Origin of the sequence: uncultured Nostoc sp. (genome assembly GCF_964247315.1) — a bacterium.
Taxonomy (GTDB): domain Bacteria; phylum Cyanobacteriota; class Cyanobacteriia; order Cyanobacteriales; family Nostocaceae; genus Nostoc.
On the sequence record NZ_CAXTTT010000048.1, the window covers coordinates 1 to 21,435 of the forward strand.

Genomic DNA, 21,435 nt, shown 5'->3' on the forward strand with positions numbered 1-21,435 from the left:
CCCCTGCTCCCCTGCTCCCCTGCCTATTCCCTTAGTGAGTATTCGGAATCAGCCGACCACAGGGATAAGTTGCTGTTTGCTGTGAAGCACTTTCAGCAACTGCTGCTGGAATCCGATCCGATGGTTGGGTTTTGGCTGCTAGATAGTCTTTTTGCAGTTTCTCTAAAATGGCTTCTCGCCTGTCATACACGCGCTTCAGGGGACGAGGCTGGCATTTGTTTAACACATACGCTGTCACCAGTGGTAGAGCGATAGTGTTATCGGTATAACAAACGATTGTGTTAGGTAACTCATGGGGGTCAATCTTACCCCAACTGACAGCTTCCGATGGGGTTGCTCCAGATAAACCGCCTGTATCTGGACGTGCATCGGTAAACTGCACAAAGTAATCGTGTCCTCGTTCTTCCAACCCTAAGACTTCGTGAAGTTGCGGTTGGGTTTGTAGCAAAAAGTTTTTAGGACTACCGCCACCAAGAATTACAGCCGCACTTTTACCTCCAGATTCACGGGCATTATATGCGATCGCTGCTGTCTCATTCACGTCAATTGATGGATCTATCACCAACTGCGAACCTTCCAATGCTAAAGCCGCTACGTTCATCCCAATTGAGCTATCTCCTGGAGAAGACGTATAAATCGGTACGCCATATTCATAAGCTGTAGCTAGCAAGCAGGAATGCTGCACACCCAATTGCTTTTCTACTTCTCGGACATATTTACCTAGTAAATAGTGAAATTCAGCCGTTCCCATCCGCTTTTGAAACGCTTCTCCTTGCAGAATCTTGCGGATGAACGCATCAGTTTCTAGCAGCACATCGTAACCAAAGATAATGTCATAAATGCGGATCGTGCCTTCTTGACGCAGTTTCACATCATCCAAAAACGGATTACCAGCAAAGAGTTCAAAACCCAAACCATAGTGCATATCGTGGTAAAGATTTGCACCAGTGCTAATCATCCAATCAATAAAGCCGTTGCGAATTAAGGGTGCAAGTGCTGAAACCCCAAATCCTGCTGGCGTCATCGCACCAGAGAGGCTAACTCCCACCGTGACACCTTCTGTTAGGACATCGCGACTCAGTAGTTGGCAGATTTCCCGCAACCGCGCTGAGTTGTAAGCGGTGAAGTATTGATCGATCAAATCCACTACATTAATATCATTTGATATTGGTGTAGGGGCAATTTTTTGACCCAGCTGTTTAGACATTTTGGCACTCCCGAACAGTAAACACGCCGAATCTAATGGTATCTAGCTTTCAGCCAAAGTGATAGCAATACTTTTTGATCGCTAGCTTGAAAAAGGAAGTGAAGAGTAGGAGAAGAAAGCTTTTTCAGCCCTTTTGGAAATTTACGATGATTAACTATTTTGAAACCTTATAAGCATTTCACAGGCACATTAGTCACATTGTTACGAATTGTCGCATTCTTTTTTAAAATTGGTATGACCTCGCGATTACAGTAGTTTGATAACACTGCTGTCACTGAGTTGCCCCCCCTGTTTGAGCAGGGCTGTTTCATTCCCCAAAGAGCTTTAAAAATCAAGGGTTCTAGCAATTAAAAATTGGTTATTCTGTTACCAGCGTGCCGAGAAAATGAACTATTTTACTGATCTCTCAGTCATGAAATGAACATTTAATCACTACTTTTACTTAGAATTTTCTCGCTAACCATCTTGACAAATCCTGTTTGAAATGGAATGAAACAGCCCTGCCCTGTTTGAGGAGTACGGACTAGACGCACTCGGCATCCTTGAAGATGTGGAAATTGGTTTGTAACTTTTTTGGGTGGAATATGAGTCAATTTTGCTAAACTTTCAGTTAGCCTGAAACTCATAACTTACCACTCAGGACTAATGCAAGATAGACAAGAACAATTTTCGCAAGTGGTAGTGACTGCTGGGCAGATGCGCGATATTGAAAAGCGGATCTTTGCAGCGGGAATGCCTGTAGTTGCTTTGATGGAAAAGGTGGCGGGATTAATTGCTCGTCGCATTCCAGAGATTCTTTCAAACACTCCTTTGTTAAGGGGATCTCGTGTGGGAATTCTTGTCGGCCCCGGTCATAATGGCGGTGATGCTTTAGTCGTAGCCCGTGAATTACACTTTTGCGGGTATGAGGTTTGGATTTATTCTCCTTTTTCTAAACTTAAGGAATTAACTTCGCAGCACTTGCAGTATGCCGAGAGTTTGGGCATTCCAATTTATCAAACAATTGAGCAACTGCCAGATTCTGATTTGTTGATTGATGGCTTGTTTGGATTTGGTTTAGAAAGAAACCTGACCGATCCCATCGCCTCTGCAATTAATCAGCTAAATGAATTGTCTGTACCGATTTATAGTATCGATTTACCTTCAGGTTTACACACCGACACAGGCGAAGTATTGGGAACTGCCATTCGCGCCACTCACACATTTTGCTTAGGTTTATGGAAACTAGCTTTCTTCCAAGATCGAGCGTTGGAATATCTTGGTAAAGCTGAGTTAATCGATTTCGATATTCCTTTGGCTGATGTGGAAGCTGTTCTCAAAGATGCACCTAAAATTAAACTTATTACACGAGCAAAGGCACTTGCTACTTTACCTTTACCCCGTCCAGCAGTTACTCACAAATATAAGGAAGGACATTTACTGCTGATTTGCGGTTCGCGGCGCTATGCAGGTGGGGCAATTTTAACTGGTTTGGGTGCTAGGGCTAGTGGTGTCGGGATGCTTTCGATTGCCGTACCCGAATCCCTGAAATCTCTTTTGGTGTCACACTTGCCAGAAGCACTAATCGTCGGTTGTCCAGAGACGGAAAGTGGAGCCATTGCCCACCTACAACTACCAGAAAACACCGATCTGAGTTCCTTTAATGCGATCGCTTGTGGCCCCGGTTTAACACGAGATGCTACGCCTATTGTGCAACAAGTCATAGAAAGCGATCGCCCTTTGCTTCTCGATGCCGATGGCTTAAATATCCTGGCACAAATGGGAGCGATCGCCACGCTAAAAAAACGCCAAGCAGTAACCGTACTCACACCCCACACTGGCGAATTTGAGCGATTGTTTCCTGATGTCCCTGATGCCAAACATGACAGGGTGCAAGCAGTAAGGGAAGCAGCCGCGCAAAGTGAGGCGATAGTATTGTTGAAAGGGGCGAGAACTGCGATCGCCAACCCTCAAGGTGCTGTTTGGATTGTTCCTGAAAGCACACCTGCTTTGGCACGTGGCGGTAGCGGCGACGTGTTAACTGGGCTGCTAGGTGGATTGTTGGCGCAAGCAGCAACTAAACAGATTCCCGTAGAAGATATTGTAGCAACTGCTGCTTGGTGGCATTCCCAAGCAGGTATAATAGCCGCCCAAGAGCGTACCGAATTGGGTGTAGATGCGTTTACATTGACACAATATTTGATAAAAGTTCTAAGTAATTAAACAGCTTTTAACTATGACTCTAAAAATCCAGACTGAAAAAGAAAAATTACAGGCAAGTACTAGTTTAAAGATAAATCAAGAAACAGAAAATGAAAAAATTTTATGTTCTCATTGTCAACGCACCGTTACCAACGGTATTAAATGTAAAGGCATTTGTGTAGCTGACAATGACTATTAATTGAATTTGTATAATTTTAATTGAGAACGGGTAATAAGTAATTTATTTACTATTACCCATTACCAACCTTAACTAACTACCGCTTCCGCTTTTTCCTCAGCTTTTTCTTTCACTAGAACATAAGGCTTTTCTGCGCCTTGTGCTAAATAATCAGCTAGCTGACTTTCAATTTGATCGCGGACAATTTGGCGATACTCTAAAAAATGCTCGTTGTGGGCGCAAGCAGAAATGTAATGTTCAATAACTCCGGGGTTACGCTTGAGAATGCTGAACAAATGATGCCAGAATTTCCAGCGGGTTTCCCGTTTGATGCCTTGTCGCAAAATTACAATCAGCAACGCTTTTACAACTAACCACTCTGGCATTTTCGCTGGCGCTTTCCAACTTGGTAAACCCATCATCAAGAAACAGCGGTAAGTGCGATCTAAGTACTGTACTGGGTCGTATAAACTACAGAACGCTTCAACATATTCCCTAGCAAGTTCTTCCAGGGGACGGGTGGGCAGAAAGTTCATCAATGTTGTTTGGTTGATGTTGCCATCTTGATTTTCCCGCAGTCGCCCTTCTTTTTTCAGGCGATGCCAAAGCGCAGTATTGGGTAACGCTTGCAACATAGCAAAGGTAGTTGAGGGAATTGCTGCTTGTTCAGCAAAGCGGACAATGCGATCGCCTGCGCCTACTTTTTCGCCATCAAAGCCGATAATAAATCCAGCCATTGGGCGCAATCCCGCTTTAATGATGGTTTGCACTGCCTCAGTTAGAGAACTACGAGTATTTTGAAACTTCTTGGTCATTTGCAAACTATCTTCATCCGGTGTTTCGATTCCTAAAAACACCGCTGAGAAACCACACTCAACCATCAGCTCCAACATTTCTGCATCTTGCGCCAAGTCAATTGAAGCTTCCGTGTCAAATCGGAAGGGATATTTGTGTTCCGCCATCCAGACTTTTAACTCTTTGAGCAACAATTTCACATTCCGCTTGTTGCCAATAAAGTTGTCATCTACCATGAACACACCCCGCCGCCAACCCAGTTCATAGAGGTAATCTAACTCTGCTAACAGTTGGGCTGGGGTTTTGGTGCGCGGTTTGCGCCCGTAGAGAACAATTATGTCGCAAAATTCGCACTGGAAAGGACACCCACGCGAAAACTGTACCGACATCATGTCATAAGCGTTCAATTCTAATAAATCAAAGCGGGGTATTGGTGTGCTTGTGACATCAGGTTTTTCTATGGCGCGGAAAGTCCCAGATGTGTCTCCCCTTTTTATTGCCTCAATAAACATGGGTAGCGTGATTTCTCCTTCATCCAGAATTAGAAAATCTGCGCCAACATTTTCAACTTCGTGAGGTACAGAGGTGGGGTAAGGGCCACCAACTGCGACTAACTTGCCACGTTTTTTTGCTTCCTGAATTTGCTCAAGTAAATCTTGCTTCTGGACAATCATCGCCGAGAGGATTACCACATCTGCCCATGCCCATTCTGCTTCTGTTGCGGGGCGGATGTTGCGATCGACCAGTTTGAATTCCCATTCTTGGGGCAGAATCGCGGCTACTGTTACTAAACCCAGAGGTGGTAATAAAACCTTTCGATCGACTAACTCCAAGATTTTTTCATAAGACCAAAAGGTTTTGGGAAATATTGGATACACTAACAGTATTCGCATTTAGTATCGATCCTCACACTTTGTTGTTACACTACTCTAACTAAAATTAAGAGCTATTGACTTTTTACTAAAGTTGTTTTATTTTCCCATTGATATTTTTCACTCAAATCGAAGGACTGGGGAGCAGAGAGGAAAGAGATAATTTTCCATCCTTCACTCATACTCAATGACGCCAGTCCCTAATGGAGAAAACCCCAGAGGCTCTCTACAAAATTAGGATAATTTTCTGCTAATATTTTTCCAATGCTGTCAAAAGCCAGATATTATAATCAATTTTTAGCCTTTTCAACACCGCTAATTTTCAAAACATCACTCATGGTTGCACAATAATTTGGCAAGCCGAAACTATCGGGATTGATGAATTTTTCATAAGTAAAATGCCGATAGTTCATACAAAATCGATCCCAAGCGGCCATCCGAATGCGGAACAGAACAATAATCAAATTAGCCAATGCTATAGATATGGGGATGCGAAAGTAAATCTTTTTGCCCAGATAAGCACAAACTTGTTTCACTGCTTGATTAGCAGTTAACGGTGCTTGACCTAAAACAAGCCAACGTGGTCGATCGCTTTTGGGAGGACGATCGATTAAATTTCGCACGACAGTGGCAATATCTCGTGCGTGGATAAAGTGAAAACTGCCATCTGCTTCCAAAAAGCGAATCAAATTAATATATTTCGTCACTTCTGTAATACCAGATGTGACAGGAGAATAGGGTTTATTGGCATCACCGCCCAATACTAAAGTCGGAAATACTGTGGTAATTTTGGGTGCGATCGCTAATTTTTCTTTTTTCTCTAAGCACTCATATTTAGAACGGATGTAATCTGTCCCAATTTCCCCAGCTTCTTTTAATGGTTGATTGTAGCGATCCAAAACGCTAGCTGTCGAAAAATAAATCACCTGTTGGCAACGTTCTGGATCTAGCAGTTCAAGTAACTCTATAGTCTTGACGACATTAATATCAAATGTCTGATCACCACCCCAAGCTGTGGCTGTGAGTACCGCTGTATCAATTGTGGATAGCAAATCAGCAAACTGGTGAATATTTTGCATATCACCTTGTAAAACGTTGATGCCTGAACGTACCTTGGTATCAACTTGCAGTTTGCTTGGGTTCCTAACGAGTAAATACAGTTCGCAATCTGTTTCTTTAATTAAGGCTTCTGTTAAATAATGACCTACACAACCACTTGCACCAGTCACTAAAATCCGTTTCTGGTTCATAAAGAATTTTTCAAAATTTAGGAGTTAAAAGTGAAGAATTAAAAATAAAGTTAAAAGTTCCGAATCAGGAGTTAAAAATAAAGTTATGAGTTAGAAGCGAGGAGTTAAAAATAACTCTGCACCTCACAACTAATAACTTCATAACTCATAACTCCTAACTCTTAACTCATAACCCATAACTCCTAACTCTTAACTCCTGCAAGATTCAATTCCTTTGCAGTTTCAAAGAAGAAAGCGACATTTTCTTCGGGAGTTTCTGGTAAGACACCGTGACCGAGATTGAGAATATGACCCCAATTACCAGCTTTGCGAACGGTATCGAGAATGCGATCGCGGATAAACTGTTTAGAGCCGAATAGCACGCCTGGATCAAGATTTCCTTGAACTTTCACTTGCTTACCCAATCTGGCTCTTGCGTCTGCCATATCTACAGCCCAGTCTACACTGACTATATCAGCGCCAGATTGTCCCATTCTTTCCAACACACCTGCACTACCGCTAACTAGTAAAATCAAAGGTGTATCAGGATGGGTTTGCTTGACTTGCTGGAAAACTCTCTGCTGATATGGGAGAGCAAAAGTATCATAATCTTGAGGACTCAATTGACCCGCCCAAGAATCGAACATTTGCACAACTTGAGCGCCACAGTCAATTTGATAGCGGGCATAGATGGCGATCGCATCTGCGAATTTAGCTAACAATTGATGCAATATCGTCGGATCTGAAAATGCCAGATTTTTGATAATGGAGTAGGTTTTAGAACCTTTTCCTTCCACTGCGTAAGCAGCTAATGTCCACGGCGCACCCACAAAGCCCAACACCGTTGATTTATCGCCTACTTCCGAGCGTAGCGCTTGCAATATTGTTTTGATAAATGGTAGAGCTGCTTCTGGTTCTAAAGGATGCAGACGCTCGATTTGTTCTTGAGTGCGGAGGGGCGAGTGAATGATTGGCCCTTTACCTTCGGCAATATCCATGTCAATGCCCAAACCAGGTAATGGGGTGACAATATCAGAAAATAAAATTACTCCGTCTGGTTGAAAAGCTCTCCACGGTTGCAAGGAAACTTCAATTGCTACTTCTGGAATTTCGGAGCGATCGCGAAACGAAGGATACTTCTCTCTTAAGTCTCGATATGCTTTCATATATCGTCCCGCTTGTCGCATCATCCATACAGGGGGACGATCTACTACTTCACCACGAGCAGCCCGTAAGAGATGAGGAGTTGTTAAAGAAACACCCATTTATTACTTCATCCTATTTATGCCACTGTTTAGCTTATCATTCTGGGATTACGCTTTTCCAGCAGGTTGTTAGCAAAAGGTGAGTAGCAGGGCATAAAGTAATATTATTTTATAATATTTTGATTACTGGATATAAGCGCTCGGTTGGGTTGACTACAGTAATTAATGCCACCAAGTGCCACAAATTATTCTTTTTTGGCTTATCCGATGAAATCATCGCTTTGAGTCCCACGTAGAAATGCACCTCTGACTTATACATCAAGGGAACGCATGAGGAAAACTGCATGACAAATAACAAATGTGTCTCTACGCTTGACGTAGAGACACATCCTTAAGGATTTTCAACCGATATCGCGATCAATTTATCCTTTCACTGTCGCTTTATGTTGTGAGCGTTTGAAAAGTGAAGTCATACCACAAGCACCTATTGCTAACACACCTAACATCGCACTAGATTCGGGAACGCTCTTGGCTAGTCTATAGGCGTGGTTATCTGTTTCAAAGGCAACACCATCTGAGCGCATCACAACTCGGTCAAATGTTTCTCCTGTATTTGCTACAAGATTGATAAACAAATTAGATTGAGAGGATGTCTGATTACCATCAGCGGTAGCAGTTGGTACATCTGCACCGCTAAAACTATTTAACTTCTGATCACCTTTGTAAATGTCAATATAGTTGTAACTATCTAATGAACCTGCATAAAAACCGAAGTAATTAACAGCTTGTTTGAAGGCAATATTGACAAAACCACTGTCGCCTGCAACATTACTACCTTTTGGAGAAATTGTGAGAAATTTGGTATTATCTCCATAAGGTGAGGCGTATTGACCACCTACACTACCTTGAACAATGTTACTAGTAATATTAGAGTAAGTAACAAATCCATTGGGATCGTTTGCTGTACCATCATCAAAGGTGACAGTTTTGGCATCAGCGTAGCTAGAAAACTGTCCACTGTTGACTTTCAGAGTTACGGCACTAGCTGGATTTGCACTCACGATCGCAATAGTTGTTCCGATTAAAGCCAATGATAATTTTTGCAGCATTCTAGTAATAAACATTGAAGAACACAAAGATAATTAGGACTGAACTTTTCTTGAAACTTAGCTATGAAAAACTGGTTTCATTATTCCAAAAACCTAGAAAAACATCACAATGATTATTTTTTCTATATGACTGTTGTTGGATATCACAATCTCAAAGATGTAAGTTTGTCTTAATCCTTTGTAATCCTATTTTGACTTTTATAAGTCACAAAAGATACGGTGTATATACTAAAATGTTTTTAAAGATTAAGTGAAGGTTATTGTGCAATTGTAGTGGGCAGAACAAACATATCTAAATTACTCTTGATCGCAACTAAGGTTAAGAACCAACAGAAAAATCACCATTTCTGGTTTGGTTTAGTTTCCAAGACTCAAAGCGATGTTTACGATGGACTACCTCTAAATCTTTAGGAATAAAGATAAATTAATGAGATTAATTCTGAATCTATTGAGAATAGACTGCTATTATTGACATACTATCCTCGCCTTGGGCAAGTGGCGAGTGGCGAGTAGGGAATGGAAAATAGGGACTAGTGATTGAGAAATAGGGTAAAACAAGAATCAATATTTAATTGAGAATTGGGCATTGGGCATTAGTTATTCTTTCCCTGCTCCGTGATCTCCCTGATCTCCCTATTGCGTCACTCCCCTAACTTCTTATGCAAACTGACTCTAACAGTCCCGATAATCTTGCATCTGCTAATAACAAGCCTAACCCAGGAAAGTATTTGATTCCGCGATCACAGCGACAGAGGTTTTTTATTCAGTTTACCTTAATGACTCTCATCGGATGGGTTGTGGGTGGTGTTGCTAGTATCGCTTTAGAGAAAATAGTTCTCCAAAGTCTCTCACCTAACGTTGCTATCCAATCACAAACATGGAGCATTTTGGTTAGAAGTCTCAGTAATGTTGTATTTGCTGTGATTTTTGCTGCCGACCAGAGCCTTGCTGTTTACAGATATTTACTGAGTTTGCAGTGGCTATTTGCTACTAGTGTAGGTTGGCTGATTGCCAATGGCGTTTCTACAGCCTGGATTAACTACATTTCAACCATTGCCTCATCATCTTCTGAAGATAGTTTGATTTTTGGATTTTTGTCTGCGATCGCATATATAATCTCTGGAATTTGGCTAGGGATTTGCCAATGGCTGGTATTGAGACGATATACAGCAGACATTTGGTGGTGGAATTTTTTACCCTCAATCTCTTTCTTCTGGATCACTATTTTGGTTTGGTTGCTTTTTATTATGCAAAATTTGATTCCAGAAACTTACCGTACTCCCATACTATATTGGAGTGGACAAGGACTAACAGCAGTTATTTTGGGAGCCATACCAGCAATTGGTTTGTGTACATTGAAAAGAAATTTACATCCCAAAACTGGAGTTTCTTCCTAACTTTTATCGATATATTCCATAACCTTTATATTTATGACTCGTCCGCCCATTCTCCAACTCGGTCAAAGTTATACATTTAGTAAGTATTTTGAATTACCCTATGCCCCAGCAGATATCTTGGCAGAACTAGGATGTAGTTACGAACGCGCATCACTACAACTACCACAATATTCAGGTGTAATTGACTATTTAGAATTTTTACAGCGTTACTTACGGCGCAATATCATCCGCGTAAATCCGATCAGTCAAGCTGCAAAACGTGAAGTTTTAATTGCTCCTATTTTGTTGGAAATTTGCGACCAAACGCAAACTCAACTAAACATTGAGTATCCGATTAATGTTAGCGAACAACTCAAAGGAAGTTTTGATTACTATATTTCATCTTCAAATTCACTGTTAGTAGTTGAAGCCAAGCAATCCGATTTAAGCCGGGAGTTTACTCAACTTGCAATTGAATTGATAGCACTCGACCAATGGACAGATTCGCAAACACCAACTTTGTATGGTGCTGTAACAAATGGAGAAGATTGGCGATTTGGAATATTTTATCGGCAAGATAAACGGGTCATGCAAGATATCAAACTTTATCGCGTTCCAGAAGGTTTGGAAGAATTAGTGCGAGTGCTTGTAGGAATTATTACCAATGCTAGTAGTTAATTATGTACTCAAGTCACTGCACCTCAGAGGATACAACCAGTTCCCCAATTCCTAGTACCCAATACCCAGTCCTATTTATTTGTCATCCCAAATTAGCTCTAAACGCTCTTGTGATATCTTGAGCGCTTTTTCCGCAGACTCTCCTAGCAATGTAGCTTCTATAGCTCGACCAAGACTGTCAGAAAGACGGTTATATCCAGCAATAATCGGTCGAGCGCCAGCCAGAGGCATTTGTTCTACAAACATTTTTAACAAAGGTTTTTGGTTGATGAATTGTTGATAAGCTTCACTTTTAGTAGCTTTAAGGTTAACTGGTAAAAAACCAGTTCCCATACTCCATTCTGTTTGGAATTCTTCACTCAAAACATATTCTAAAAATTTGAGTGCAGCTTGCTCTCTTGCTGGTGTAGTCTTCATCAAATACATATTTCCAGTAGCTGTCACTGTCGCAGGCTTCATATTTGTAGGTATCGGAAATACGTTAAAGTCAACATTGGATTTTATTATATAAGTCCAAGGGCCTGTGATCTGCATAGCAACGCGACCTGCAATAAAAGCGTCTTCTTCATAACCTCGCTCTGGGGAAGAAAGTGTTGCTGAACCATCTTTTAATAAGTCTTGCCAAAATTGTAAGGCTGCGATCGCTCCTGCATTCGTCAAATTCGGACGGTTATTGGTAACAACTTCTCCACCAGCGCTCAATAAAAAGGGGAACCAACTAAAGACAGTCCATTCTTCCTTTCCTAAAGGCAGTAACATTCCGTACTGTTCAGGTCGATTATCACCATTGCTGTCTATGGTTAATTTTTTGGCGACTTCCCTTAACTCTTCCCAAGTCTTAGGAATTTGCGTAATTCCCGCAGCTTGGAAAAGTTTAGGTCGGTAAAAAACGCCTAAATTGCTCGTGTAGAGGGGGATTGACCAAAGATGACCGTCTAATTTTAATTCTTCCCATAGGTTGGGGCTAATTTCCGACTTCAACGGCGATTTATCTAGCCATTTGTCTAAAGGTTGAATTGCCCCTAGTTCGATAAACTGACCTGTCAATTGAGGGTCGAATGACAGAATATCTGGAGGTGCATTGCCCACAACTGCTGTTAATATTTTTGGCAATTGGGGTTGACCTATGAAGATAGATTCTACCTGAATATCAGTATGAGTCTGATTAAATTTATCTACTAGTTTGTTAAACACATCCCGATTAGTAGGGGGATTGATTGATTGCCATAGACTCAGATGAATTACTCCATCATTCTTCTCAACTGTCCCCTGACAACCATATAAAAATATCAAAAATATACTCAGAATAATTCCCATCAGCGAAAGCCGCCAAACAGAACTGGTTAACTGGCGGGAAAAATTCGGAATTATGGATTGGAAAAGGGTAACTTTCATGTCAATTTTTAGATTTGTTGGGCATCTATCACTTCACCAAAATAGTGCCTCGGCTTAGAGTAACGAGTGCTAATAAGTTAAACTGGTAAATATTTATTGTATAATCTAATACGTGTATTTTCTTGGTGACATAACTTTTATGGTAAATTCTACCACGCCCTCTTTCTTAAGTAGCTTTTTGGAAAATTCATTTCACTTCAAGCATCATCTACAAGATTTTTTACACTTAGATCCAGAAACCATAGAGACAAAGTTAGCAGCAGAACAAGAAGAAATAAAAAACTTAGGACACAAAGATTTTAACTGGCAAGAAGCAAGTGCTTTCTATCGTGATAAAGTAGGAGAACTTTACTTGTTTGAATTGGGGGCTTGGCATCTATCAAGTCATGAGTATATTGGAGATATGTTGCGGTTGATTGCAGATTATGCCCAAGGTAGAGTGTTAGATTTTGGTGGGGGAATCGGAACTCATGCCCTTGGCGCTGCTCTTTGCCCACAAGTTGAGCAAGTAATTTATTATGATATTAATCCGATAAATCGTAATTTTGTTCAGTATCGAGCTGAGAAAATGGGACTGAACAAAAAAATAGTTTTCGCTCTTGAAGTGCCTGCAAAAGATAAATTTGATACGATTTTGTGCTTTGATGTTTTAGAACATTTGTTAGATCCTAGCCAGCAGTTATTACAATTTTATCAAGCTTTGAACTCTGATGGTAAGATGATAGTGAATTGGTATTTCTTTAAAGGTTTTAATCAAGAATACCCTTTTCATTTAGACGATCCTAAAGTAGTAGAAACATTTTTCCATACACTTCAAAGTTACTTCTTAGAGGTTTTTCACCCTTACCTGATTACAACCCGTTGCTATCAGAAGCAGAGTTAAATTCGACTTCATGTCTTTTGGGTGAATCCATACCAAAACCCAACAAGTACGTTGTTTAGGTGAAAAAATGATGTTTATGAAAATACATTAAGGACAAAAATGTACCATAAATTATTATTTATGTCTACTCCAATGGGTGCGCTAGGTTCAGGATTGGGAGGTGGAGTAGAGTTAACGCTATTTAATATTGCTACAGAGATGCTACGGCGAGGACATAAATTAAAAATTGTTGCACCACAAGGGTCTATTAGCAATTCATTACCTATTAAAGAAATTCCTGGAGAACTAATACAGATACCAGCGCAAAATCAGAGTCGTAGCGATCCGATTTTCCTGTATAAAAATTCTGTTTTAGCAAATATGTGGGATTATGCTCGTCAAGTGCAAGCAGATTATGATTTAATTGTGAATTTTGCTTATGATTGGCTGCCATTGTATCTAACACCCTTTTTTAACTTTCCCATCGCACATCTGATCAGTATGGGTTCTTTAACAGATGTTATGGATGAGATTATTGAACAGGTAGCAATCAATTTTCCGAATACTATCGGTGTTCACAGTCAAACACAGGCAGCTACTTTTACATTCGCACAACGGTGTATTTGTCTGCTGAATGGTTTGGATTTATCTATTTATAAATTTTGTCCCAAACCAACTCACAGCTTGGTGTGGGTAGGTAGAATAGCTCCTGAAAAAGGACTAGAAGATGCAGTAGCAGCAGCAGAAATCACTGGTATTACACTGAAAATATTCGGTTTGAAACAGGATATATCTTACTGGGAGAAAATTTGTCAAGAATACCCTAATGCTCCCATCGAATATGTAGGATTTTTACCAACGGTTGAGCTACAAAAGGAGTTAGGTCAATGCCGATCTCTTTTAGTAACTCCTCGTTGGGTAGAAGCATTTGGAAATGTAGCAATAGAGGCACTTGCTTGTGGAGTGCCTTTGATTGCTTACCGTCGGGGTGGTTTAAGAGAAATTGTCCAAGAAGGCAAAACTGGTTTTTTGGTGGAACCAGATAGTGTTCAAGGTTTAGTAGAAGCGATTAAGCATTTGGATGAAATTGACCGCCAAGCTTGTCGCCAGCAAGCAGAAACTTTATACTCTTTAGAAGCTATGGGCGATCGCGTAGAACAATGGTTTCAAAAAATCCTGAAAAACTGATATAGTACTAATCAATATCTGCGCTCAACTATGGTGCGTAGCTTGCCGCCGTAGGCATCGCTAATATTCCCGCATCCCCATCTAAAGTTACCTCTACACCCACTGGTAAGGCTGCATTGGGATTATCATGGCCAAAAGGCAAATCAGAAACAATCGGAATATCCAAATCGCCCAAGCGATCGCGCAATACTTCTTCTACACTAAAACTAGATATAGTTGGTGGCGCTTCACAGCGAGTAAAACCGCCCAACGCAATACCGCAGACTTGAGACAAAGCACCGCTTAAACGCCACTGTGTCAGCATCCTGTCAATCCGATAAGGTGCTTCCGTAACATCTTCCAAGGCCAGAATTACACCATCAAGATGTGGCAGAATTGGTGTACCCAAAAGGTGAGTAGCCACCGTGAGATTCCCTGGTAACAAAGTACCAGTAACCACACCACCACCCCAACCGCAACCTTTGAGAGGGGAGAAAGAACCACCTTCTACCCAATCAAATAATCGCTTAATTGACCAATCTGGCTCATCTGCCAAAGTTGTCATTACAGGGCCGTGAACGCCGGAAATCCCTGCTGTATAAAGGCTCCATAATAAAACTGTGATATCAGAAAAGCCTATCAGCCACTTGGGAAGCCCTAAGGTTGGCCAATTCCAATTTTCTAAAATGCGGGTGCTGCCAAAACCACCTCTGGCACAGAGAATACCACGACAATCAGGATCTTGCCATGCTGCTGCTAGCTGTTGACGGCGGTTTTCGTCTGTTCCAGCTAGATAACCCCATTTGTCATCTATCTGGGGACTGACTTGTAATCGATAACCACGCGATCGCCAAATTTCTAGACTTCGTTCAAATTCCTCGAATTCTCGCAAAGCACCACTAGGGGCAATTACTCGTAATAAGTCTCCAGGTTTTAAGGGCGGTGGTAAGATTTTGGCTGGCATGAAACAAGTTAGGAGTGAAAAGTATCATATTAACAATGCTGCAACTGTGTCAACAACACAACAACCTCATCAATTGCCTGCCGTATAACTGTTGCAGACTGATCGGACTGATTGACGATAATACTAAAAACTAGCGGCTCATATTTCGGCGCATTCAGATATCCAGATAGAGAAACTACACCCGTTAATGTACCTGTTTTTGCTTGCACAATGCCCTCAGCAGGTGTATCTTGAAAGCGGCCTTTCAGAGTTCCACTTTTACCAGCCACGGGTAAAGATGCGCGATATATATATGCTGCTGGAGTTTTTGCCATTCCCCGCAAAATTTGTACAAAAGCTTCTGGTGTCACTAAGTTACGCCGTGATAAACCTGAACCATCCACTAAAATATAATTTGCTGGATCGACCCCCAATTTAGTTAAACTTGCTTTGACAACTTCTAAACCGACATCAGCACTAGTCTGATTTTTTAGTCTGATTTTTTTCACAGCTAACGCTCTCAGCAGTGCTTCAGCATAAAGATTATTACTATTCTGAAGAGTTTCCATTAATAATTCCGCTAAAGGTGGCGACTCTACAAATGCTATTTCTTCTTGATTCACACCACCATTTACTACTAATGTTTGTCCTAAAGTAATTTTTTCTGTTGCCAAAGCAGTACGGAAGCGCCGTAAGAAGTAATAATTAGGAGCGACTACAGGCAAATCTATTAAAGAGGGTTCAGAATTCGTTGTCAGTTGTCCTTGAATTTGTAATACTGTTCCTGACAATTCACGGGTAACATTGACATAGCTTGGTTGATTTTGGGGAACGGTTACTGACTGATTAATTATCCGCCACTGTTTAGCTTCGCCAGGATCGATCCACACGACTTGCAAAGATTTACCTACAGCTTGTGGTACAAGTTTGAAGCTAAAAATATTTTGATTCAAAATAAAGCTGCTGACTGGTGCGCCATCACTTGACTGCACATCTTCCCATTGCCAGGTGGGATTAACAATATCACCTTGAATATAACTATCATCAGCTATCAATCGCTGAATTTGGGTAATACCTTTCTGTTTTAACTGCTGTGCTAATATTTGCAGTTGAGTATCACTTAAGCTAGGATCTCCCCTACCGACAACACGTAAAACACCATTACCATTCTGATAAATAGAGGTGCGAATCCGAAAATTAGCACCCAATTTCTGCAATGCAGCTGCTGTTGTCAGCAATTTGAGGTTAGACGCAGGAGTAAAATATTTTTGAGCATCTCGACTGTAAAGAGTTGGCCCCGTTGACAGGGGTTGTATCAAAATTCCCCAGCGCCCCCTACTAAATAAGGGACGATTGATTACAGCATCTATCGCTGTTCCCAGTTGGCTAGAGCAAATTGATTTTGTGGTAGTTGTTGGTGCAACTGGGGTTTGTGCTTTTGCAATTCTAGAACTAAATCCTATCTGGCTAGTCAAAAATATTAATAAAACACCCAGTGGTTGATTGAAAGTCTTAAGTCTCACCAATTTTCTTTATCCCAAAGACAGATATTTTTACTTTGCAAACAATTTTTTCCGGAGAGAGAAGAATTGGCTCAGTAAAGTTACTTAATTAGTATAGGGAAGATGTTCACATGTTTCATACATAGGCGATGTCTACGACGGGCTGCGCCTACGCACAAACATAATTTATGGGATTACAAAATAGAAACCTAAGTCAACCTGCATATACAGAAACACGAAATCGAGGCAACGGTGTGAGTACATTTTTATCTGGTGTAGCTGTATTACTCTCTACTTTGGCTTTGGGATGTAGCGGCTATGTAGCTTATGAAGTTTTCACGTTACGGGAGACACTAAATGCTACTAATACAGTCAGTAGCAGCATTCCCACTCAAGTGACAAATCCTACAGCTACAACTTCTCCACAAGCAACAGTCTCACCATCTCCAGTCAGTGCAACAACTTCAGCAATTAGCCCTGGTCAATTTGTGCAGCCTGCTTTTGGCAAAAAGGCAGAAGTTGAGTTACTTTCAGCAAAACGCATTAAAGATCCAGAAACTGGAAACCGTGATGTAGTAAATGTACAAATGCGTATTCGTCGCCTTGCTACAGACGGAGTTGTTGGTAGCGATATTATATCGGTTGCTAGTACAACAGCCCGCAATCCTGACACTAGCGTAACCTACAAAGGAGTTGCTCTTAATCGCTCAACAGGAAGCGTTTCTTTGTTCCCAGTACGTCCACAAGCCTCCGCAGATGCTTATATCTGGCTAAGAGTTCCCGATGGGATCAATAAATTGGACATTTTTGTGCCAGATACAGCCGCATTTAAAAATGTACCAATTTCATTTTAGCTAGCTAACTGATATCAAATAACTCCCCATCAAGGGGAGTCATTAGTGATTAGTATTTTATTATACAAATAATGTTTTAGTTCTCTAAACAGTAGCCTGCAACTCTAAGCAGCAGTCTGAGAGATAACCAAATTTCTAAAACCCTTTTTAATTACTTTCTCTTCACTCTAGGAGAAATATCGCTGACTGCTATTGATGCAGTTAAACTCATTTGCATAGTTTGCAAAGTTAGATTTAGTATTGCTTCTAACTGTGGTTACTCCAAAACTCTACCTACTTAAATTTAGCTCCTAACAGTGGCGTAGGCAAAGCCCGCCGCAGGCATCGCACAAGTTTTTCATCCTTCAACATCTCACCAAAAACAACAATGCCAGCAGACAAAGTAAAAAATTGCGTAATTACTCTATCTAACTGGCTACATCTCACTATGCTTTTGAGGATTTATTTTTCTGGCGGTAAATCTACACTATAAATAGCCTTTCCAGCCAAGTTACGCAATGTTACCGTCATCACCTTTGTATTTCCATCAATTTTAACTCCTCCAAAGAATTGCAAACCTTCACTTGGCGGTCGATTTGCTTTTGTATCTGGAGGAAGGCTTTGAAATATTAATTGTGGGCCAAAGGTATTTTCCAATTGGTTAGGCCCAAATGTACCAGAGTTAAGCGGCCCGGCGACGAACTCCCAAAAAGGCTTGAAGTCGGTAAATTGTGCTTTAGCGGGGTTGTAATAGTGGGCTGCTGCGTAATGTACATCAGCAGTTAACCAAACAACATTCTGGATATTTTTGTTTTTGATAAATCGTAGTAAATCGGCAAGTTCTAGTTCTCTTCCTAATGGTGGGCCATCTCCATTCGCCCAAGCTTCAAAATCTGTGCTACCGTCTCGAACTATCAGCCCCAAAGGCATATCACTAGCAATCACTTTCCATGTTGCTTTTGATGACAGCAATTGCCTTTTCAACCATTGCACTTGTTTTCTGCTCAAAAAATCTGTTTCTTTACTTGGTAATGACTGATTATTAGGACTATTTGGCCCCCGGTAGGTGCGCTCATCTAGCATGAAAATGTCTAATAATGGGCCATAGTTGAAAGAGCGATAAATTTTCGCTTGCTCTGGATTATTGCTTTCATATCCAATAGGCAGATATTCTAAAAATGCTTGTCTTGCCCTTTCGGCTAGCAAGTTAACATCCTTAACTGTATAACGGTCATCGTTGAGGATAATTTGCCCAGGATACCAATTGTTTCTTGTTTCGTGGTCGTCCCACTGTGCCAATATCGGAACTTCAGCATTGAAACGCTTGATATTTTTATCTAGCAAATTGTAAATATAGTTGCCACGAAATTCTGTGAGAGTTTCTGCTACTTTGGATTTTTCTGGTGTAGTGATGTTTTTCCAAATAGTGCCGTCGTCTAAAGTTACTTCTGATTGAATCGGGCCATCAGCATAAATATTATCGCCCGAATGGATGAAAAAGTCGGGATGAAGTTGACGCATAGTTTCGTAAATTTTCATCCCACCAAAATCGGGATTAATCCCCCATCCTTGACCGGCAGTGTCGCCACCCCAAACAAAGAATATATCTTGTCCAGATTTGGGGGGAGTTCGGAAAGTACCATAAAAAGGAGCGCTGTAAGTGCGTTGATAATCTAAATCTTGGAAAATCACCCGATAAAATAATTTTTGGTTTGGTGGTAAATTCTTCAGATAAAGTCGTGCTGTAAAGTCGCTATTTTTTAAAGCATTAGGCCCCACAATGCGCTGCACATTGCGAAAAGATTCGCTGGTAGAATATTCTACAATCATTTTGGTGGGGCGATCGCTCCGACTCCAGATGACAATGCTATCGTTAGATATATCTCCGCTAGCTACACCATAAGGTATGCCAGGACGCATTTTATCAGAGGTGATGATTGCAGGTGCTTTGCCAAAAACTGGTGATTTAGCTACAAGATTTGTGGAAACAATTCCACCGGCAGTAATAGCTGAACGTAGCAAAAACTGACGCCGGTTTAGCTTCAATGGGTGATGAGATTCCATACTAAATAATAGCAACCTTAAACTAAAGTATTACAGGATAAGTGTTTACCACACGTTGTTATGTCAACAAGTAAAGATTGAGTTATCTAAGGGTTAATAAAATATATTTAGTTTGATGTAATCAGAATGGTAGTGTTAATTAGGAACTAGTGTGAGCAAATTTATCCATGACTGCTGCTGTCTTTTTAGAAAACGTCTACAAGTTTTACAACAATGTACCTGTAGTCAATGACCTGTCATTCCAAATTGAAGCGGGGGAGATATTTGCTCTACTTGGCCCGAACGGTGCGGGTAAATCAACCACAATTCGGATGCTGACTACACTGACCAAACCGTCCCAAGGACGCATAGAAGTAGGTGGGTATGATGTTACTAGCCAAGCAACGTTAGCAAAACAGAGTATTGGTGTAGTCTTACAACAAGTCAGTGTAGATAACGATTTAACCGTCTGGGAAAATATGGAACTGCACGGGAGACTACATCACATTAGTAATCCGCAGCGACAAAAGTTGATTAATCAATGGCTAGAATATGTTGAGCTAGCAGAAAGACGGGGTGATTTGGTAAAAACCCTGTCTGGGGGTATGAAACGACGGTTGCAGATTGCGAGAGCTTTATTGCATCAACCGCAAATTTTGTTTTTGGATGAACCAACGGTAGGACTAGACCCCCAGACTAGGCGACGCCTCTGGGAAATTATTCGGGATTTAAATAAACAAGGGATGACGATGCTACTGACAACCCATTATATGGATGAGGTCGAATTTTTGTGCGATGCTTTTGGTTCTACCAAGCCAGGACGCATCGGTATTATGGATAGGGGTAAGCTGATTTCTTTGGGAACTTTACAACAGCTGCGTTCTGCTCACGGTGAAGGTTTGGTGATGAAACAATTAGGTGTGTCTAATGTGGGAAGTGATAGCGCTCGTAATTGGGAATATCTGTTTTTCCCATCCTTGGAAGCAGCAAATATTTACTTGAATGAACAGCCCGATAAAACCGGAATGATGGTGCGTCCCTCTAATCTGGAAGATATTTTTGTGGAATTAACGGGACGCCAGTTAGATTAACCTCATCCTCCTAACTGCCGCAGCATGACTTCTACCCTTTCTACGCCATCTGAGTCATTGCGGCGCTTGTACAAGTCACGGGCTTTTTGAAGCAAACTGTTTGCTTGTTTGGCTTGTCGTCGCTGTTTATACATCGAACCCATCAACTCATAAGTCTGGGCGTTGTTTTTATCCAAGTCGATTGCTTGTTGGTATGCCCAGGTAGCAGCATTATAGTCTCCCATACGCGATTGCGTCACAGCCAATCCTAAATAGGCGTTGACGTTGTTACGGTTCAGCTGTATGGCACGACGATAACCTTCCTTTGCCCCACGTGTGTCGCCCAAATTGGCTTTAATGTAACCCACAGCGTAGTAAAAATCACTATTGTTAGGGTTGATAGCGATCGCCCGACGATAAGCTGTTAATGCTGCCTGGTAATTTCCCTGTTGAGCGTATAAATACCCAATACCTGAATGAATTTTAGCATTCTTGCGATCTATACTAGCTGCTTGCTGATAAACAGCGATCGCACCACCATAATCACCAGCATTCACTAATCTCCGTCCTTCCTCCAGTAATTGCTTTAACTCTGGGTTTTTGCCCTGCGCCACTAATACCTGAGCCTGAGCTACTGAAGGTATGGTGAAAGTAAAACATCCTAGTAACACCACACTAAACACGAATGATGTTGGCTTGTACACAGTAAATTTCCTGAAATTTTAGAGGACTTTTTTCTTGTACATTAAAACAAAAATATGGACTTTTGAAAACTGTATTTCTTCGTATT

Annotated in this window: 18 protein-coding genes; 8 read left to right on the top strand and 10 right to left on the bottom strand. The window is 41.1% G+C overall.

Annotated features, from left to right (window positions below; translation table 11 throughout):
* Positions 1-31: 31 nt before the first annotated feature.
* Positions 32-1,207 carry a deoxyhypusine synthase gene (gene speY, locus ACFE93_RS15785; protein ID WP_375474185.1) on the bottom strand — a complete coding sequence of 392 codons (1,176 nt, stop codon included), beginning with the start codon at positions 1,205-1,207 and terminating at the stop codon, positions 32-34.
* 645 nt (positions 1,208-1,852) lie between these two features.
* On the opposite strand from speY, the gene ACFE93_RS15790 reads away from it, so the two are divergent.
* Complete coding sequence (locus ACFE93_RS15790; protein ID WP_375474186.1) at positions 1,853-3,409, top strand: NAD(P)H-hydrate dehydratase; 1,557 nt, start codon at positions 1,853-1,855, stop codon at positions 3,407-3,409.
* Positions 3,410-3,422: 13 nt separating this feature from the next.
* Complete coding sequence (locus ACFE93_RS15795; RefSeq protein ID WP_375474187.1) at positions 3,423-3,587, top strand: hypothetical protein; 165 nt, start codon at positions 3,423-3,425, stop codon at positions 3,585-3,587.
* Between the two features lie 68 nt (positions 3,588-3,655).
* Here ACFE93_RS15795 and ACFE93_RS15800 read toward each other — a convergent pair whose 3' ends face one another.
* From ACFE93_RS15800 to ACFE93_RS15815, 4 genes are all read right to left on the bottom strand, one after another.
* A complete protein-coding gene (locus ACFE93_RS15800) occupies positions 3,656-5,254 on the bottom strand; it encodes a B12-binding domain-containing radical SAM protein (protein ID WP_375474188.1) in 1,599 nt (532 codons plus the stop codon).
* 269 nt (positions 5,255-5,523) lie between these two features.
* Positions 5,524-6,483, bottom strand: a complete 960-nt coding sequence (locus ACFE93_RS15805; protein WP_375474189.1) for an NAD-dependent epimerase/dehydratase family protein — start codon at positions 6,481-6,483, stop codon at positions 5,524-5,526.
* A gap of 182 nt (positions 6,484-6,665) precedes the next feature.
* A complete protein-coding gene (hemE, locus tag ACFE93_RS15810; RefSeq protein ID WP_375474190.1) occupies positions 6,666-7,727 on the bottom strand; it encodes a uroporphyrinogen decarboxylase in 1,062 nt (353 codons plus the stop codon).
* A 362-nt stretch (positions 7,728-8,089) separates the two neighbouring features.
* Positions 8,090-8,791 (bottom strand): PEP-CTERM sorting domain-containing protein, encoded by a 702-nt coding sequence (locus ACFE93_RS15815; protein ID WP_375474191.1) that lies wholly within the window; start codon positions 8,789-8,791, stop codon positions 8,090-8,092.
* A gap of 644 nt (positions 8,792-9,435) precedes the next feature.
* Here ACFE93_RS15815 and ACFE93_RS15820 point away from each other — a divergent pair.
* On the top strand, positions 9,436-10,173 hold the full coding sequence (locus ACFE93_RS15820) for a hypothetical protein (protein ID WP_375474192.1): 738 nt from the start codon (positions 9,436-9,438) through the stop codon (positions 10,171-10,173).
* A gap of 33 nt (positions 10,174-10,206) precedes the next feature.
* Entirely contained in the window at positions 10,207-10,830 is a 624-nt protein-coding gene (locus tag ACFE93_RS15825; RefSeq protein ID WP_375474193.1) for a hypothetical protein, read from the top strand.
* A 75-nt stretch (positions 10,831-10,905) separates the two neighbouring features.
* On the opposite strand, the gene ACFE93_RS15830 is transcribed toward ACFE93_RS15825, so the two are convergent.
* Positions 10,906-12,225: an ABC transporter substrate-binding protein gene (locus ACFE93_RS15830; RefSeq protein WP_375474194.1), complete on the bottom strand. Its 1,320-nt coding sequence runs from the start codon at positions 12,223-12,225 to the stop codon at positions 10,906-10,908.
* Positions 12,226-12,364: 139 nt separating this feature from the next.
* Between ACFE93_RS15830 and ACFE93_RS15835 the strand changes: the two genes are divergently transcribed.
* Positions 12,365-13,108: a class I SAM-dependent methyltransferase gene (locus tag ACFE93_RS15835; protein ID WP_375474195.1), complete on the top strand. Its 744-nt coding sequence runs from the start codon at positions 12,365-12,367 to the stop codon at positions 13,106-13,108.
* A 99-nt stretch (positions 13,109-13,207) separates the two neighbouring features.
* Positions 13,208-14,275 carry a glycosyltransferase family 4 protein gene (locus ACFE93_RS15840; RefSeq protein WP_375474196.1) on the top strand — a complete coding sequence of 356 codons (1,068 nt, stop codon included), beginning with the start codon at positions 13,208-13,210 and terminating at the stop codon, positions 14,273-14,275.
* Between the two features lie 28 nt (positions 14,276-14,303).
* On the opposite strand, the gene ACFE93_RS15845 is transcribed toward ACFE93_RS15840, so the two are convergent.
* Positions 14,304-15,218 (bottom strand): LD-carboxypeptidase, encoded by a 915-nt coding sequence (locus ACFE93_RS15845; protein ID WP_375474197.1) that lies wholly within the window; start codon positions 15,216-15,218, stop codon positions 14,304-14,306.
* A 29-nt stretch (positions 15,219-15,247) separates the two neighbouring features.
* Complete coding sequence (dacB, locus tag ACFE93_RS15850; RefSeq protein WP_375474198.1) at positions 15,248-16,723, bottom strand: D-alanyl-D-alanine carboxypeptidase/D-alanyl-D-alanine-endopeptidase; 1,476 nt, start codon at positions 16,721-16,723, stop codon at positions 15,248-15,250.
* A gap of 230 nt (positions 16,724-16,953) precedes the next feature.
* Between dacB and ACFE93_RS15855 the strand changes: the two genes are divergently transcribed.
* Entirely contained in the window at positions 16,954-17,553 is a 600-nt protein-coding gene (locus ACFE93_RS15855) for a hypothetical protein (protein ID WP_375474226.1), read from the top strand.
* Positions 17,554-17,994: 441 nt separating this feature from the next.
* Here ACFE93_RS15855 and ACFE93_RS15860 read toward each other — a convergent pair whose 3' ends face one another.
* Positions 17,995-19,596, bottom strand: a complete 1,602-nt coding sequence (locus ACFE93_RS15860) for an alkaline phosphatase D family protein (RefSeq protein WP_375474199.1) — start codon at positions 19,594-19,596, stop codon at positions 17,995-17,997.
* A 167-nt stretch (positions 19,597-19,763) separates the two neighbouring features.
* Between ACFE93_RS15860 and ACFE93_RS15865 the strand changes: the two genes are divergently transcribed.
* On the top strand, positions 19,764-20,666 hold the full coding sequence (locus ACFE93_RS15865) for an ABC transporter ATP-binding protein (RefSeq protein ID WP_375474200.1): 903 nt from the start codon (positions 19,764-19,766) through the stop codon (positions 20,664-20,666).
* Between the two features lie 2 nt (positions 20,667-20,668).
* On the opposite strand, the gene ACFE93_RS15870 is transcribed toward ACFE93_RS15865, so the two are convergent.
* Positions 20,669-21,349, bottom strand: coding sequence for a tetratricopeptide repeat protein (locus tag ACFE93_RS15870; RefSeq protein ID WP_375474201.1), 681 nt, complete (start codon positions 21,347-21,349; stop codon positions 20,669-20,671).
* Positions 21,350-21,435 lie beyond the last annotated feature (86 nt).